The sequence below is a fragment of the Armatimonadota bacterium genome (genome assembly GCA_023511795.1).
GTDB lineage: Bacteria > Armatimonadota > UBA5829 > DTJY01 > DTJY01 > JAIMAU01.
On record JAIMAU010000007.1, the window covers coordinates 1 to 16888 of the forward strand.

General features: G+C 47.0%; 13 protein-coding genes, 4 tRNA genes and 1 pseudogene. 14 read left to right on the plus strand and 4 right to left on the minus strand.

What is annotated here, in order from left to right; all coding sequences use genetic code 11:
* The 4 genes and pseudogenes from K6T99_07700 to K6T99_07715 all read right to left on the minus strand — a co-directional run.
* A partial coding sequence (locus K6T99_07700) for a CBS domain-containing protein (GenBank protein MCL6519705.1) occupies positions 1 to 183 on the minus strand: 183 nt, incomplete at its 3' end.
* 184 nt (positions 184 to 367) lie between these two features.
* Positions 368 to 847: pseudogene (locus K6T99_07705) on the minus strand (GNAT family N-acetyltransferase).
* A 9-nt stretch (positions 848 to 856) separates the two neighbouring features.
* Positions 857 to 2857 (minus strand): hypothetical protein, encoded by a 2001-nt coding sequence (locus K6T99_07710; protein MCL6519706.1) that lies wholly within the window; start codon positions 2855 to 2857, stop codon positions 857 to 859.
* A gap of 8 nt (positions 2858 to 2865) precedes the next feature.
* Entirely contained in the window at positions 2866 to 4611 is a 1746-nt protein-coding gene (locus K6T99_07715) for a glycoside hydrolase family 99-like domain-containing protein (GenBank protein MCL6519707.1), read from the minus strand.
* 594 nt (positions 4612 to 5205) lie between these two features.
* On the opposite strand from K6T99_07715, the gene K6T99_07720 reads away from it, so the two are divergent.
* The 14 genes from K6T99_07720 to K6T99_07785 all read left to right on the plus strand — a co-directional run bounded on the left by K6T99_07720 (position 5206) and on the right by K6T99_07785 (position 16760).
* A tRNA-Val gene (locus tag K6T99_07720) sits at positions 5206 to 5281 on the plus strand.
* Positions 5282 to 5348: 67 nt separating this feature from the next.
* A tRNA-Asp gene (locus K6T99_07725) sits at positions 5349 to 5427 on the plus strand.
* 49 nt (positions 5428 to 5476) lie between these two features.
* A tRNA-Phe gene (locus K6T99_07730) sits at positions 5477 to 5552 on the plus strand.
* Positions 5553 to 5580: 28 nt separating this feature from the next.
* Positions 5581 to 5656, plus strand: a tRNA-Thr gene (locus K6T99_07735).
* A gap of 121 nt (positions 5657 to 5777) precedes the next feature.
* On the plus strand, positions 5778 to 6611 hold the full coding sequence (locus K6T99_07740; protein ID MCL6519708.1) for an NTP transferase domain-containing protein: 834 nt from the start codon (positions 5778 to 5780) through the stop codon (positions 6609 to 6611).
* A gap of 1 nt (position 6612) precedes the next feature.
* A complete protein-coding gene (locus tag K6T99_07745) occupies positions 6613 to 7713 on the plus strand; it encodes a DegT/DnrJ/EryC1/StrS family aminotransferase (protein MCL6519709.1) in 1101 nt (366 codons plus the stop codon).
* A gap of 34 nt (positions 7714 to 7747) precedes the next feature.
* Positions 7748 to 8782, plus strand: a complete 1035-nt coding sequence (locus tag K6T99_07750; protein MCL6519710.1) for an NDP-sugar synthase — start codon at positions 7748 to 7750, stop codon at positions 8780 to 8782.
* Positions 8783 to 8918: 136 nt separating this feature from the next.
* Complete coding sequence (gene ahcY / locus K6T99_07755; protein ID MCL6519711.1) at positions 8919 to 10178, plus strand: adenosylhomocysteinase; 1260 nt, start codon at positions 8919 to 8921, stop codon at positions 10176 to 10178.
* A gap of 62 nt (positions 10179 to 10240) precedes the next feature.
* On the plus strand, positions 10241 to 10987 hold the full coding sequence (locus K6T99_07760; GenBank protein MCL6519712.1) for a WecB/TagA/CpsF family glycosyltransferase: 747 nt from the start codon (positions 10241 to 10243) through the stop codon (positions 10985 to 10987).
* 8 nt (positions 10988 to 10995) lie between these two features.
* A complete protein-coding gene (locus tag K6T99_07765; GenBank protein ID MCL6519713.1) occupies positions 10996 to 11925 on the plus strand; it encodes a bifunctional hydroxymethylpyrimidine kinase/phosphomethylpyrimidine kinase in 930 nt (309 codons plus the stop codon).
* A gap of 23 nt (positions 11926 to 11948) precedes the next feature.
* Entirely contained in the window at positions 11949 to 12698 is a 750-nt protein-coding gene (locus K6T99_07770; protein MCL6519714.1) for a ComF family protein, read from the plus strand.
* Between the two features lie 131 nt (positions 12699 to 12829).
* On the plus strand, positions 12830 to 14863 hold the full coding sequence (locus K6T99_07775; GenBank protein ID MCL6519715.1) for a glycoside hydrolase family 15 protein: 2034 nt from the start codon (positions 12830 to 12832) through the stop codon (positions 14861 to 14863).
* Positions 14864 to 15065: 202 nt separating this feature from the next.
* The gene (locus tag K6T99_07780; GenBank protein MCL6519716.1) at positions 15066 to 15653 is read left to right on the plus strand and encodes a MarC family protein; all 588 of its coding nucleotides are present in this window, start codon (positions 15066 to 15068) and stop codon (positions 15651 to 15653) included.
* Positions 15654 to 15839: 186 nt separating this feature from the next.
* Complete coding sequence (locus K6T99_07785) at positions 15840 to 16760, plus strand: RimK family alpha-L-glutamate ligase (protein MCL6519717.1); 921 nt, start codon at positions 15840 to 15842, stop codon at positions 16758 to 16760.
* Positions 16761 to 16888: the final 128 nt, after the last annotated feature.

A 16888-nucleotide genomic window follows, 5' to 3' on the forward strand; every position in this document is an offset into this window, starting at 1 on the left:
GTATGCGGGTAGTACCAATTTCATAACATCATGCTCGGTAACAATGCCTGCAAGTTTGCCGTCATTATCTACAACTGGGATACCGCTGATGTCCGACTCAGCAAGCATTGAAACTGCCTTTTCGAGAGTGGTGTCAAATGTTGCGGTTGGTATATTTTGTCTTATCAATTCTCCTACTTTCATTTCCACCTCCCCTATTTATCTACAACAAAAACAATATACGAAAAACTGTAGAAAGATTAACCAACCTAGCGCAAAAATCCTTTAGTTATTTAACTACAGAAAGTTGGAAATAAAAGAAATACTATTGTTGTAGAGTATCAGATGATGCAAGTATCACCAGGGCATTAATAACGTGCCAAACTTTTTATTCGTCACGCTGAAGCATATCGGTGTATATGCCAGGTGTACTGTCAGGGATTAAGGTAGCACCAACGCACTTTGAGTAGAAGTCCACTGGCCCGACGCCGCCTATTATGGCGTAAGCATATCCCATTTCCCTCATCGCCCGCAGGCACTCTATGAGGAGAACCTTGCCAATCCCCTTGCCCCTATATTCCTCATTCACTCCTGTTGGCCCGAAGAACCCACGGCATGTTACTTCATAGCAACCGAAGCCGATAATCTTTTTCTCATGAGTGGCGATGAAAATTGTAGGCGGTTGAGAAGAAAAAGCGGTATCGGCTTCGTCTGCCCAGACCTCAGACCATTTGCTGAGCACGTACCTACGAACAACCGAGCGTTCGAGTGGGCGTGCATGTCTAATGATAATACCCTCAGCCATGAGTCACTCCATGTCTTCACGGTCGTCGGGCAGCTTTAAAAGATGAACAAGCATATCAGGCATTTGAAATCCTTACTCCTGTAGTTTTGAATATAATGTCGAAAGCTTCCTCTTTTGAGGATCATTCGAGGAGGCATAGCGCTTCATTAGGGAATCAAGCCCATTATACATGTTCACGGCAGCATTCTTATACATGTTTAAGATTGCTGCTCGTTTTTCTGGACTGAACTGCCGATATTCTCCTGCTACATCCCTCGCTACTCTCTCATCATAGGCTTGAAGGGCGTTAATAGTTTCCTTTAGAAATGCAAGCTCATAATCGACGTTAGATTCCTCTTTTATGAGGCCCATCATCGAGTTAAGCACTGAGAGTAGAGGTTTGGTGAATGACTCCGAAGGCTTTAGCTTATTTGCAGGTTTGATTCCAACAATCCCTTCTGCTGACTTATAATTCAGTTTTTTAACTGCATCTCGAGGCCATTCGCCCGTCATTGTAATCTCCACTTGGGCCCTTTTCGGCAACAATGCAAATGGCAGAACAATCCGGTCTTTTTCAGTCTGAGTTATGATTTTTCCATTAGCTTTAACTGTTTCGACCTCGGGGCCGTTGTTCTTGACAGCTATGAAAATTCGCTTTTCTCCGAAACGTATGGGCTCCTTTTGAACATATTCGCTTATAAAAGGCGGCAAGTGAGGGTAGAGCGTCAAGCCGTCGGCTTTGTATACATATTCGAAAAGTCCGCGGATAGTTGCGGCGGGGACTCCCAAGGCGTCGTAACAAAGATTGGTTAGCCTATCCTTAAACCAGATATCGCCCCCAAAATTGGTTAACGGTGCGTCCATTTGGTAATCCCGCACGAACTTCATGGATTGAAGATTTGAACGCCAGACATCCTCATATTTTCCCAGTCGGTAGTAGGCAATTATCGCTCGGGCTTCCATGGTGGACCATACGCCGCCGTTAACCCATCTACCGTATTCCCAAAGACCATTTAGATTCGTACTATCCCATGCTTCATATGTATCGTCAAGGGAAGGATAGTTTGTTATAAGAAAGTCATGCGGCCGAAGCTGAGGAATTGAAGCGACCTTCGCGTAAATTTTATTAGCCTGCGCCTCGTCTACAACGCGGAAACATATGGCATCAACATTGGGGGCAACTTCAAAGTAACCGTATTTCTCATTGCCAAATACGCCGTGTTTTGTTCCATTAACTTCCATTGATTTGACAAAGTAACCCTCCGAAGTCGTGAGCAGCGGCAGGGAGTCTCTTGTTATTTTACGCCGTTGCTCATAAAGCTTTGTCTTTTCCTTATCGCCGACAAGCTTAAATAGCTCAATCATGCGGTCGCATGCGGCAATGTAATTAACCGAAAGTCCAGCTAAATATCCCCTACCAAAGCTTCCATCTGGCTGTCGTATGCCCCCATAACTCGGTGCTAGGAGATTAGCCGCTGGGCCCACTAAAAAAAGGCCATTAGCATCACGCCTGGTTTCTATAAAGTTGCATGCTCGTTCCAAGTTTGGCAAGTACTTTTTTATTGCAGCCTTATCTCGCTGAATAAGAAGTAGTTCTGCTTGCATTACCGCGCCAGCTGCGGTGAACTCAAAACCCCAATCATGGATTGGCCAATTGCAATCGCCCTGAACCATATGGGCGCCGGTTGGAAATGCACAATCACATAAGCACCCATCTGGCCCTATAAGGTCGTGTTCGCGTTTTGTCTTTCCATCGCCCTGGTGCTTAAACCACATATCTTGCGAGTGTTGAAGGAACGTCAGGTATGGCTCCTGCAGAAATGGTAGTGAGCAATATGTTGGCCCGTAGCTGTTCTGAACCCACCATGCCATCCATGTCGGAAATCCCTCAATCAAGCAGTCCCACTCTGGGTAATAAAGCATAGAAATATTTTGGGTATCTGGATTTGCATGGAAGAAGCCGAAGGATTGGTCAATCAATCGCAGGAACGCCGCATCGCCCTTCCCCTCGCAATAGCGCCCCGAATATTTGGTGGCATTTGCATCCGACATGCTTATCAACATTGCTAGCACTCCAAAGATTATCAATCTCATACTTAATGTTAATCTCCTAAAATAATTACTTTGCTGATAAGGAAACGAACGCCAGCACCTGCGTTGGCGCAAGGATCGATTCTTAGCCTAAGTAGAGGTGTGCCCGTTTTCCCCCAGCAGACTATCTCTGATACATCGACCACTGGGTATCCTTTTGTTGGCCAAGAAACATTAGCAGAAGCGAACCCACAGAACTCTGGCATCAGGCCAGTAGACCAGTAAATCTCCATATCGCGTTGCTCGATGTTAGTTGTATTGCTTATTATCTTCCCTTCTATAGCGATGTGCTTTATCTGGTGCATTGGAATACGCATCTCAGGAAGTACGATCTTTGGGTCGATGCCCTTTGCTTCGAATAAGGTTCCTTCAGGTGTCCTTTCTATGGCAGATATGTTATCGAACCAAACGTCCTCCATTGCTATGCCGCCGGTTGCAAAGTCTATAATATATGGCATTTTTACCTCGGGCACATCAAAACTCCTCCCACGCCGCGCCAATTTCGGTTTTTTGCTGGGCCACGGCTTTAGCTCGTTTTCCTTGGCAACCTTCAGCTCATCGGGCGTGAGCACGCTCCATGATTCAATCTCCTGTGCAGTCGGAAGTGACTCGTTAGGCGACCGTTTGCCAAGCACATTTGCCAAAACCTTGAGGAATCCGAAGCCATGTTCCTTTGATGGCTCGATACAAGCGCCCTCGCCCCATTCATTCCAAGCCTCAATCATCACGACTGGAGATGCTGGATTGATTTGCTTGAGTGCGCCCCTGAACATTATTTCAAATGCCTTAGGCGTGCTTCCGACATTCATGAAGGCGTTTTCTACACCACGTCGCGGGCGGTCGTCCCATCCTGGGAACGTCGCTGGCCAGTATGGAATGCCTGCCTTTATGCTATCTTTTTTTACCTGCTCGTAAAAGCAATCGGAGAGCATTACAGCAAGGTCAGGATAAGGCACAGCTTCAGTATTCCATACTACGCATGGAGGGCGCATCCATGAGTACGTGTAGGCGGTGAAAGCGTCAAAGCCTATTTCTTTTAACATGGACATATATTCGCGAGAGCTGCCATGATATAGCGCTACAAGGTAAAGGCCTTTGAAGCCATTTTCTCTTGCACGTTTCCTCATTGCGGCCAGCGTGTCCTTGAGAACGTCAGGGCCACCGAAGCTAAGAAGCTGGCGTATGTCATATATCATGAATACTGGGCATCCGTTTATTTTCAAGTAGTTCGGGCGATGGAAGTATCTTGCACACAAGAGGTCTGTCATCTCGAGAATAGCAGACTTTGTTTGGTCAAGCGGCTTAAGCCACCATCCACCGCCGTGATTGCACCAGTGAATGCAAAACTTGATGTCTTTTGCATTCTTGGCTTGCAGGAACCCACGGTCCAGTGATTCGTAGAGGAATTCCTGGCCGGCGTTGTAATACCAATCGAAAGCAATAAAATCTATTCCGTGGGAGGACATCCAGGTAATGTAGTACTTCCATAGCCGAGGGTCTGCATCGTTATAGAATCCGCATAGCGGTCGTGGAACAGCGGCCTTCATAATTGCTGACCGCCATTCACTTGTTTCGCCTGATGGATTCTTAGCGGCACGATACCAGCCTGGAAAGTAGTAGACTCCAATCATCGGCTTGACCTCCGTTGCATAAGAAGCATAGTGGGCTAGCAACCCAATGCAAGCCATTATGGTTATCAAGAATTGGCGGGGAAAAGCAGGGAAAAATAAAAGATAGGATGCTTTTGTGTAACTCACGCTAATTGCTCCCGTTTTCGCATATTAGCCTAGGATTAAAAGTGTACAAATGCATTAATCACTAATGACTAATGGGAAAAGCCAGCGTTACTTCCACCCATAATTTTTCGATAAGATACATAAAATTGGAAACTAGTACCGTTACGTTATCGCCTGCCTGCTCGACGTGTAATCGAAGTGTAGCTTTTCTCGGCCGCATTGTCAAGCAGCGGATGTCAATTCGCATTTAAGCCAAACCGCATAGTAGAAAACAAGCAAATGCTGTGATAAAAGGTCCTTCCACCAGCGTTTAATACCTGCTTATGGCAGACTTTCTGCGCACTTTTGCCAACAATTGTGCGTAGTTTCTGATAGTTACAGTTGCATTTACAATCTCTAGAAAATAAATTTGGAGCGCAATTTACACGTACTCGGATGATGTAAAAGGGGTGTGCTTTTATCTTGACATATTTCTCGTAGGATGCTATACTTTGATTGCACAAATCGCTTTGAGTGAGAAAATCGAGCAGGTGGCGATACCTGTTTTTATTGACAGCAGGGCGTAGTATTGATATACTACGAAGTAAAGAGGGTCCGGTAAGCAATCCCGGACGCGGGCGAATAGCTCAGTTGGGAGAGCGCTTCCCTTACAAGGAAGAGGTCACAGGTTCGAGCCCTGTTTCGCCCACCAACGAAGCCAAGCAAAAGCGGAAGGAACACAGGAAGGGTTTCCTCACTTTTGACTTTTGGCTCAACACGGGGGTGTAGCTCAGTACGGTTTAGAGCGCCTGCCTGTCACGCAGGAGGCCGCGGGTTCAAGTCCCGTCATCCCCGCCATTTTTAATTTGAAAGCTGACTTTGCCGATAGCCTTTACCGCGAAGTAGTGCCGGGATAGCTCAGTTGGTAGAGCAGTGGACTGAAAATCCACGTGTCCCCAGTTCGATTCTGGGTCCCGGCACCAATCTGATATTATCAGAGCGGTGGTGCGGGCCGACGTAGCTCAGCTGGTAGAGCAGCGCATTCGTAATGCGCGGGTCGTCCGTTCGAATCGGATCGTCGGCTCCATTTATATGTCTCCGAGGATTTGGACTGTGATTTTCCAGGGCTGTGCTGGTTGGCCTCGCTTTTTATTCCTTCGCCTACTATTTTCAGTTGAACCACAAGATTTTTCGCTGGAGGTAAGTTTATGCCTACCAATAATTCCATAATAACAAAAGCTGTAATTCCTGCCGCTGGGCATGGCACTCGACTGAGACCGCTTACAAATATCATCCCAAAGGTACTATTGCCGCTTGGAACCAAGCCAACTGTCCAGCATATAGTAGAGGAGTTGCAGGCGGTGGGCGTAGAAGATATTATATTTGTAGTTTCTCCAACCGGAGGAAGTATAAGGGAATATTTCGACAGTGCAGATTGTAAGGGCAAAGTTCGTATTTCGTATGCTGTTCAGAAGACCCAAAAAGGCCTTGCCGATGCAATTTTGCAAGCGGAAGAGTTGGTAGGCGAAGATGATTTTATCGTAGCATTGGGGGATACAGTTGTAATCTCCCCATACGATGATTTTCCAGTGAGGAGATTAATATCAGCTTACCAATCAAATCCAGCGTTCGCAGCCATTCTTGTTGAGAAGGTGCCGATTAGCACTTCGCCAAAATATGGCATGGTTAAGCCCATGGGCGAAATTGCTGAGTCGTTTGAAATATCGGATGTAATAGAAAAGCCGCCGGTCGAAGAATCACCAAGTGATTATGCAATCGGTGGGAGATATATCTTCAGGCCAGAGATATTTGACTGGATAAGGCGGACGCCCCCAGGGGCATTGGGCGAGATTCAAATTACCGATGCGGTAAGGCTGGGAATCTCCGCCGGAAAGCGGGTTTGGTGCGTGCCGACACGAAAAGATGAATACCGATATGACATCGGAGACTTTAAAGTTTACTGTGCAGCATTTATTAAAACATGCATGGCTGACCCTCATCTTTCGGCAATAGTAGAGAAGGTTGCGAAGGGGGAGTCCTAAAGTGTATGTGCCGATGGCTGATCTAAGGGCTCAGTATCAGTCAATTAGGTCTGATATAGACAAGGCAGTTCAGACTGTAATGGAAAATGGCCGGTATATACTAGGCGAAAATGTTGCAGCTTTAGAGAGAGAAATAGCCGAGTACTGCGGCTCAACATATGGAATCGGCGTCGCATCGGGGACGGATGCTCTAGCACTATCACTTAAAGCGCTTGGAGTAAAAGCCGGAGATGAGGTAATCACTACGCCGTTTACATTCGTGGCGACTGTTGAGGTGATAGCTCTATTAGGCGCCCGTCCGATATTTGTTGATATCGACCCAAAAACCTTTAATATTTGCCCGATATTACTGGAAGATAAAATTACCCCAAGAACGAAAGCCATAATACCTGTACATTTATATGGTCAAACGGCGGATATGACCTCTATACTCGAGGTTGCTAGGCGTCATAACGTTCATGTGATATGCGACGGCGCCCAAGCCATCGGCGCAGAACACAAAGGGAAGCCAATCGGGTTTTATGGTGATATGGTCACGCTAAGCTTTTTCCCGACTAAGAACCTCGGCGCAGCAGGAGATGGTGGAATGGTGCTCACAAATAATCAGGGGTTGGCGGAGAAAGTCAAATATCTGCGGTTTCATGGAAGCGGCGGAACCTACTCATACAAGCTCATTGGCTACTGCAGTCGGCTAGATGAGCTCCAAGCCTCGATACTCAGAGCCAAACTTCCCTATCTGGATAGGTGGAATGAGAGGCGTCGGAATAACGCAGCTATATACAACGAACTTTTCGCAGATGCTTGCATTAGCATTCCCACAGAACAGCCAGGTAACAAGCATGTTTATCATCAATATACAATAAGAACAACGCGGCGCGACGAACTTAGAAGCTATTTAAAATCAGCAGGTATTGAAACTGGAATATACTATCCTACTCCTTTGCACTATGAGGAGGCATATCGTTATCTGGGATACAAGGAAGGCGACTTTCCTGAGGCTGAGAAAGCTGCACGTGAAGTGCTTTCTTTGCCGGTGTTTCCCGAACTTACAGAGCAACAACTTGCCCATGTGGCAGCTACTGTTCGTACTTTCTTTGAGTGATTGACAGAGTTCTCTGGGGAGGATAAGTTCGAGAATGAAGGCGATGATACTGGCAGCAGGAGTAGGTTCAAGGTTGGACCCCCTGACGCGCAATGTGCCAAAACCCATGGTGCCAATTATGAACAAGCCCGTCATGGAGCATATTGTCGAGTTGCTTGCAAGACATGGGTTTAGGAACATAATGGTGAATCTGCATTACCTAGGCGACCAAATAGAAAGTTACTTTGGTGATGGCTCAAGATGGGGAGTGAAAATCCATTACTCCCATGAAGACCGCCTTTGGGGCGATGCAGGGAGTGTCAAACGCTGTGAAAACTTCTTCGACAGCACCTTCGTTGTTATAGGTGGCGATGACCTTGCTGATATAGACCTTAGCCGCTTGGTAAACTTGCACAAAGAGAAAAAAGCGATTTGCACCATTGCTCTATCGCTTGTAGATGACCCATCCGAGTATGGTATAGCTCTGTGTGATGAACGAGATAGAATCACAAGGTTTATTGAGAAACCTAAGGGCGAGGTAATCTTCAGCAATTTGGCGAATACTGGCATATACGTCTTGGAGCCCGAGATATTCGAACTTATCCCCAAGGACACGTTTTTTGGCTTTGGTAACAATGTATTTCCGCTACTTCTTGAGCAAAAGCGGCGATTCTATGGATGCATTACCTCTGGATACTGGCGTGATGTTGGTAATCTGAAACAGTACCAAGAAACCCATAATGATGCCCTGCGCGGCCGAGTAAAAATACAATTTCCCCTGCCGGAGGTTCGGAAGTACGTATGGATGGGCACAAATACGCAAATAGACCCAACCGCAGAGATTGGCTATCCAGTCGTGATTGGCAATAACTGCGTAATTGAGCGAAACGCAAGGGTGTTGGAAAACTCGGTGCTTGGTGACAATTGCGTTGTGGAACAGGAAGCTGCCGTGAAGGAAAGCATCTTGTGGGAGGGGGCTCGAGTAATGCAGAATACGATACTCGAGCGCTGTGTTGTTGGAAAAGGCTGCCAAGTAAAATCGAACGCTGCTGTGTTCGATGGGGTGATTGTTGATCCGAACAGACACTGAGTCTATGCAATCACTTCAAGCATTCTTCGGGTACTTAAAACCCACGAGGAAATATCAGTTGGAAACTTAGCATAAAAGAGCTTTTAAAGGGAAGTGTAAAAGAATAATTTTGTGAGAAACTGGAGGGCACCTTTCAATGGTCAAGCATGATGTAAAAGATCTAAGTCTCGCGCCAAAGGGTAAGCTGCGAATTGAATGGGCTGAGCAATTTATGCCCGTCCTTAGACTAATAAGGGCAAGGTTTGAAAAGGAAAAGCCACTCGAGGGCATCACTCTCGTTGCATGCCTTCATATCACTACCGAGACGGCGAATCTTGCCCGAACGCTCAAAGCAGGTGGTGCGAGACTCGCCCTTTGTGCTTCAAATCCGCTTTCCACTCAGGATGATTGTGCGGCATCATTAGTTGTGGATTACGAGATTCCTACGTTTGCAATAAAAGGCGAGGATAGGGAGACATACTATCGCCATATTCAATCGGCGCTCGACTTTGGGCCAAACATAACAATGGATGACGGCGCAGACACAGTTTCTGTAATCCACTCCGAAAGGACCGAATTGCAAGAAAATATCATTGGTGGCACAGAAGAGACGACAACCGGCGTCATTCGGTTGCGGGCGATGGAGCGTGATGGCGTTCTTCGCTATCCGATAATTGCTGTAAATGATGCAAACACGAAGCATCTTTTTGACAACCGGTATGGCACCGGCCAAAGTACAATCGACGGCATCCTGCGCGCGACAAACATTCTCTACGCTGGTTCGGTCTTCGTCGTTGCAGGTTATGGCTGGTGTGGACGAGGAGTAGCAATGCGGGCAAGCGGAATGGGAGCCCGAGTAATCGTTACTGAGGTCAATCCTCTTCGAGCGCTTGAGGCTGTTATGGATGGTTACGAGGTCATGCCGATTGCCGAAGCAGCCAAAATTGGAGACATCTTTTGCACACTTACCGGAGATATCCATGTCATTCGTGAAGAACACTTCCTTTCTATGAAAGACGGTGCTATCGTCGCCAATTCCGGCCACTTCAACGTTGAGCTCGACCTTGATGCACTTGCGCGGATTGCGACGGCCCGCCGAAAGATACGTGACTTCGTCGAGGAATTCACGCTTCCAAATGGAAAGCGCATTTTCGTGCTAGGCGAGGGCCGCCTCATTAACTTAGCAGCAGCCGAAGGACATCCAGCGGTTGTTATGGACATGAGCTTTGCAAATCAGGCGCTTTCCGTTGAATATCTAGTTAAACATGCCAAGGAACTCGAACGGAAGGTTTACCCCGTGCCGCAGGAAATTGATATGGAGGTTGCCCGCCTAAAGCTCGATGCAATGGGAGTAAAAATTGACGTACTGACTCCTGAACAAGAGAAATATTTAACCTCATGGGAGGAGGGCACATAACGCTCGTCAATTCATGTTGTCGAGCCTCGCTTTGGTTGATTTGAAGGGAAGGTCAGCTTATCATGACCGTAATTAGGCGTGTAACCATTCTGGGTGTGGGGATAGACGACGTAAATACGGATGAAGCTCTAACTATCATGGAAGGGTTTATTTCAAGCCGAAAGCCCCACATGGTTGTAACCGCCGACTCATCAGGCATAGTAATGTCCAGGTACGATTCCGAGCTTCGGGCAATAATTAATTCCGCAGATCTCGTTACGCCAGATAGCTATGGAATACTTTGGGCTGCGCGGCGACAAGGTACACCCCTCCGGGAACGCGTTTCTGGCATTGACATTGTGCACCTGCTTTGCAAACGGGCGGCTGAGAAAGGCTACTCAATTTTCCTACTTGGTGCTGCTCCTGGTGTGTCGGAAGCCGCCGCCGAAAATCTCAAACGAGAATGCCCGGGATTAGTTGTCGTGGGTACTCATCATGGCTTCTTTCACGAGGAAGAATCGCCAAAAATTGTTGAATTTATTAAATCATGTCAGCCAGATATCTTATTCGTAGCCCTTGGAATCCCCCGTCAGGAGAAGTGGATTGCCCGCCATATGCACCAACTTGGAGTGCCACTTTCAATGGGTGTAGGGGGTAGCTTTGATGTCATTTCGGGGCGAGTAAGGCGTGCGCCAAAATGGATGCAGGAGCACGGATTGGAATGGGCATTCCGCCTTGCAAATAATCCTAGAAAAATTGGCAAGGTTCTGACCCTTCCGCGCTTTGTGACAATGGTGCTCTTTTCGCCTAAAGTCCAGGAGAGCGAGTAACGAGTATTATGACTCAATCTACACAGGCAAAGCCAGTTCTTATAGTAGGAAGCGTTGCACTTGACACCGTAAAAACGCCGTTTGGCGAGGTCCGTGACGCACTCGGGGGCGCCGCTGTATACTCATCGGTGGCTGCAAGCTTCTTTGCACCAGTTCAGCTTGTTGGTATTGTCGGCACTGACTTTCCCGAAAAACACCTGAGGTTCCTTTCGTCCAGAAATATTGACCTTGCCGGTTTGCAGAGAGTCAAAGGAAAAACTTTTAGGTGGGCTGGCGAGTATGAGTATGATATTAACAAACGTCGGACGCTCAGCACAGAGCTGAACGTTTTCGAACGTTTTCGCCCACATATCCCAGAGGCATATCGGGATGCGAAATATGTTTTCCTAGCGAATATTGACCCCGAACTCCAACTAGAAGTGCTTGCCCAGGTAAAGAACCCTGTTCTCGTTATGTGCGACACCATGAACTTTTGGATTGAAGGCAAACGCGATGCTCTTATTGAGGTTCTAAAGAAAGTAGACATTGTTTTACTGAATGATGAGGAAGCACGTCAACTGTGTAATACGCCAAGTCTGGTCAAGGCTTCGCGAGACATTCGCGCGTTTGGTCCTTCGGTAGTTGTGATAAAAAAGGGCGAACATGGGGCGATTATGGTTACTGATAAGGCACATTTCTCCGCACCTTCCTATCCGCTAGAGGAGGTTGCAGACCCAACCGGCGCAGGTGATGCTTTCGCTGGTGGATTTATTGGCTATATCGCGGCAACTGGCAACACTAGCGAGACAAATCTCCGCAAAGCGACAATTTATGGGAGCACGCTAGCTTCTTTTTGTGTTGAAGATTTCAGCTTAGGAAGGCTTGCTACCTTATCGCCCGAAGAAATTGTTGCCAGATACTGTGAATTCAGGCAAATAGCATTTTTCGAACCATTATAGCAAAAAATAAATAAGATAAGCTCTTGAAGCAAATTTACGGGTTCTTCAAAGCAAATAGTATTCTTAAATCTGCAGAAGAAATCTTTGCTGGGTTTCTTGACCTTATTTATCCGCCAAAATGCGTCGTATGTGGCGAGCTAAATCCTCTCAGCATATGCCAAAATTGCTTTTCAAAATTCGAGCCCATTCCAAAGCCGTATTGTAGGCGATGCGGACATACTCTAGTTGATTCAAGGTGCAGAAATTGCTCAGGTTTAAAACGTTCCTTCGCCGCAGGTAGGGCAGCTGGTCAGTATGCTGGCAACCTAAGAGAAGCAATATGTAGGTTCAAGTATAACGGCATGCGAATGCTTGCCGAGCCTCTTGGCCGTTACATGCACGGTTACCTCGAAACTCGGGCGGATTTCCGCTGGCGTCAGGCTGATTGTATTGTGCCCGTGCCGATACATCCAATCCGTCGGAGACTGCGAGGATATAATCAAAGTGAATTGCTTGCCGAACATCTCTCCCGCTTAACAGGAAAGCCGTTGGTAAGCGATGCCCTTGTAAGGATAATCCATACCCGCCCACAAGTTGAGCTTGGGCCTGAAGAACGGCGTATAAACGTCCGCAATGCGTTTGCGGTCAAAAAGAGCAGTGCAATTGAAGGCAAGACAATTCTTCTGGTGGATGATGTTGCAACTACCTGTAGCACAGTTGATGAGTGCAGCATTACTCTTCTCAAAGCTGGGGCTTGCCGGGTTTATTTCCTCTGCATAGCCTTCGGAGCTTAGACGTCCATTGTTCGTAAAGCTAAAAGGTACAAATAGTTACCTTAGTAAACAATATCACGCAGTCCTCGCAATTTTGCGGATAAGTGAAAGGCAAGCGAAATCCAAAATAAAGAATGGAGGAGATTTAACGCATGCCCAGGGATCTGGTGCTGGGGAACGGCACGCTTCTGGTGAACTTGGATCGGAACCTGAATATTCGCGATCTCTACTATCCTCATGTTGGCCTGTACAACCATGTCGGTGGATATAAGAACCGCATTGGAGTATGGGTTGGCGGCCAGTTTTCATGGCTAGAGGATACTTGGTCAATTCGAATTGGATATAAGCCGCAGACGCTGATTACGGATGTCCATGCTTCGAACGGACGATTAGGGATAGGTCTCAGGTTTAACGATGCAGTTCATCCGGAGCTAAACTTGCTCCTGCGCCGGGTTTCGGTCGAGAATCTCCATCCCGAGGAGCGAGAAATTAGACTGTTTTTCAGCCATGATTTCCGCATTTATGAGACCGATGTAGGAGACACCGTCTTCTTCCACCCTTTCACAGGGGCGATTGTCCATTACAAACGTGATTGCTACATCTTGGTCAATGGCCGCATAGGAGACTCAGGAATATTTGAGTACGCGACCGGGATCAAGGAGTTTGGGGGAGCGGAGGGAACATGGCGGGATGCGGAAGATGGGTCCCTGAGCATGCATCCTATTGAACAAGGTTCTGTAGATTCCACCATAAGCTTCAAGTTGAGTGTGCCAGGCGATGGTTCTTGTGTTGTGGACTACTGGCTAGCTGTTGGCCACTCGCTGGATGAGGTTGAAGAGCTAAACTCAATCGCAGCTGGCAATACAATGGATTCGCTGATGGATGAATTCAGCGATCATTGGAGTAACTGTCTTAAAAAAGGCACCCCCCTCGATGCTCATTTACCACCCACAGTTGTCGACCTCTATGAGAGGAGTCTTCTGGTCCTTCAGACCCAGATTGACCGATGCGGCGGCATAGTGGCGGCAAACGACACGGACATAATGCAAACCGCGAGGGCACACTACAGCTATGTTTGGCCTCGCGACGGCGCATTGGTGGCAAATGCACTTGACAAGGCTGGCCACCCGGAATCGGCAAGGCGTTTTTTTTCGTTCTGTACTGGCTTACTGAGGCCAGATATGCCTTTCTTTCTCCAAAAATACTGTCCCGATGGTACGCTAGGGGCAACTTGGCACCCGTGGGTTGCCGATGGAGAACCGGAAATTCCATGCCAGCAGGACAGCACTGCATTAGTGATTTGGGCCGTTGGAGAGCACTGCGAACGGTACAAAGATAAAGATTATGCTCTTACAGCATACGAAGAATTGGTAGTTCAAGTTGCCGACTATATGATTGAAAATCTTGATCCTTCTACTAAACTGCCTCAGCCAAGCTACGACCTATGGGAGCAGCGAAGGGGAATTCATCTTTGGACGTGTAGTGCAGTCTATGGCGCTCTCTCAGCGGCAGCCAAACTAGCTAATTTTATAGATAAAAATCGAGCTCAAAAATATCACCAAGCAAGCAAATTGATAAGGAATGCTATTATTGATAATTTCTACGACGCGAACCTAGGTAGATTCGTTAGAAGCATATTCTTTGGGAGCAGTAAGATAGGAGCTGGCTCAGGGAAGGCTGAAGTCTCCGGCCAAGTCTCACAACCCAAAGTTGCGGACCCCACGCTTGATGTTTCCATGGCGGGTATTTTCCTCTTCGATGTACTTCCGCCTGACTCGCCTCAAGTTGTCAGCACAATGGAAGCTATTTATGACAGGCTGTGGGTTCGCACGCCTATCGGTGGGCTCGCACGGTACGAGGATGACTATTACTTCCAGGTAAGCTCAGATGTGAAGAATGTTCCTGGCAATCCTTGGTTTGTCTCGACGCTTTGGATGGCGGAGTGGTACATTTCGGTCGCACGAAGTCTGAGGGATCTTGAACCTGCGCTTGACTTGCTTCAATGGGTAGTGAGGCATGCATCGGAAGCCGGCTTACTTGCTGAGCAGATACATCCTTTTACAGGCCAGCCACTTGCAGTAATGCCGCTTACGTGGAGCCATGCGGCTTTTGTCTCTGTAGTTCAAAACTATCAGTCCAAAGTTCGAGAACTTATCGGGCGCAAGGCAGATAAGGCAGAGTTTTAGGCCTAGGATGGAACTAGGCAAAGGGGCGAATTAAAAAGAATTGCGATTGCCAGATTGAGTCCTCACCACCATCCCCCCAGAAATTTTAAGGATTTGAGTGGACTTTATCTTATTCAAAATCGAGGGATGTTAGTCCTATTGCGATATATATAATGTTGGAGGTAGAATTAGGTATCAAAAGTGAAGTGTAATGGATTAAAGCATGAGCTTTCTGATACCTTTTTCAAAGGCAACTATCGCGTTGTTCATTATAATAGACCCACTGGGTCTAATACCGCTGTTTCTAGCGCTTACGCAAGATGCTACTCCAGAAGAACGGCGTGCTATCCTTGCACGGGCTACAAAGGTCGCACTCCTTCTTTTGCTTCTTTTTGCTTTTACTGGGACTGGCATTCTGAGGTTGTTTGGAATCACCCTAAGTGATTTCAAGATAGCAGGCGGCATATTACTTCTCGTTGTAGCAATGAAAACAATCAGCGAGGCGCATTATGGCATTTCCTCGGCAGGCCAGACTGGCGTGGTCCCACTAGCAGTGCCATTACTAGTAGGCCCTGGTGCGATAACCACCACAATTGTATTAATAGGACTCTATGGCCTTTGGGTAACAGTAGCAGCTGTTATATCCTCATTTGCTGTTACTTTCCTAATATTCAGATATGTAAGCTTTCTTTACCGAATTCTTGGCAAGACAGGCTCAGATGTTATCGCCAAGATAATGGGGATGCTCCTTGCTGCGATTGCAGTTCAGTTCATCCGCCAGGGCATTCAAGAAGTCTTTCATCTATATTGAAATGCGACTGGTTGATTTTTGAATGCACTGATTTGATAGGGAATTCTCCGCATAGTTTACCCTCACTAGCCTTAGGGTATAGCTAGAATGAACTAACATATCCCAACCAAAAGCCTCAAAGACCGTCGTCGCTGGGCTATTGAAAGTTTGTGCTTAATTTACTTGTAAGTTAAGAAAAGGCGCTTCATGCGGAGAATAGGTATAGTAACCCCGGATTTCGAGCGTGACTGGGCAAGTAGAGAGCTTCTCAATGCGGCAATGAATGTTGCCGAGGGCTTGCCGATAGACCCCCTATCTTCGGTGATAGAGGTCGACAACAGCGGCTCAATACGTTTCGATGGCGAGCCTGCCGAAAGCTTTGACGCTTTTATTCTGCGGTATTTTAGTCAGCAAGGCGAAGTAGATTACCAATATGACGTATTTGAACTTATTGCGCGCAGTGGCAAGCTAATTATAAACTCTCTCGAGAGTTTGTCCGTTGCTGAGAGCAAAGCTCAAACGACATTTTTCCTGAAACAGGCAGGGTTGCCTGTGCCCCGCACGATTATTACTCAGAAAATTGATAAGGCGATGGCTGCGATAGAGAAGTTTGGTACAGCAGTAATTAAGCCCCTTTATGGTTCACATGGCATTGGTGTTGAAAAGGTTGTGCCTGAGACTAGCATGGAAATACTTCCAACCTTCTTGCAGCAATATCGTGCAGTTTACGTTCAAGAATTTATACCAAACAATGAAAGAGATATACGTGCCTTTGTGGTCGGTGATGAGGTTGTCGCTGCAATGTACCGATACGCTAGCGAAGGGCAGTGGAAGACAAATGTGTATCAAGGAGGTAAATGCGAACCTTGTAATTTAACAGACGAGATGCGGGAAATGTGTTTGGCAGCTGCGCGAATTCTGGGCCTTGATTATACCGGTGTGGACATAATAGAGGGTCCAAATGGTCCTCTAATATTGGAGCTTAATGGTGCTCCATCGTGGTTTGGATTGTCAGATACTACCTCGTGCGATATAGCCTCAGAAATTATTCAATACGTGCTTTGGAAGCTTGATAGAAGCCAACCTGCGCGCATGCCGATGGTCTTCACTATGAAACGTCAGCCATGAGATTCTACGAAGGCGATTTTTGATGGAACGATGGATTCAGCATTATGCGTAGCCTTTATCTGTACGCAATGTTTGGCATGGTTATCAAATGGTTATAACCAGATTGAGAAGGCGAAATAAAAAGGCTG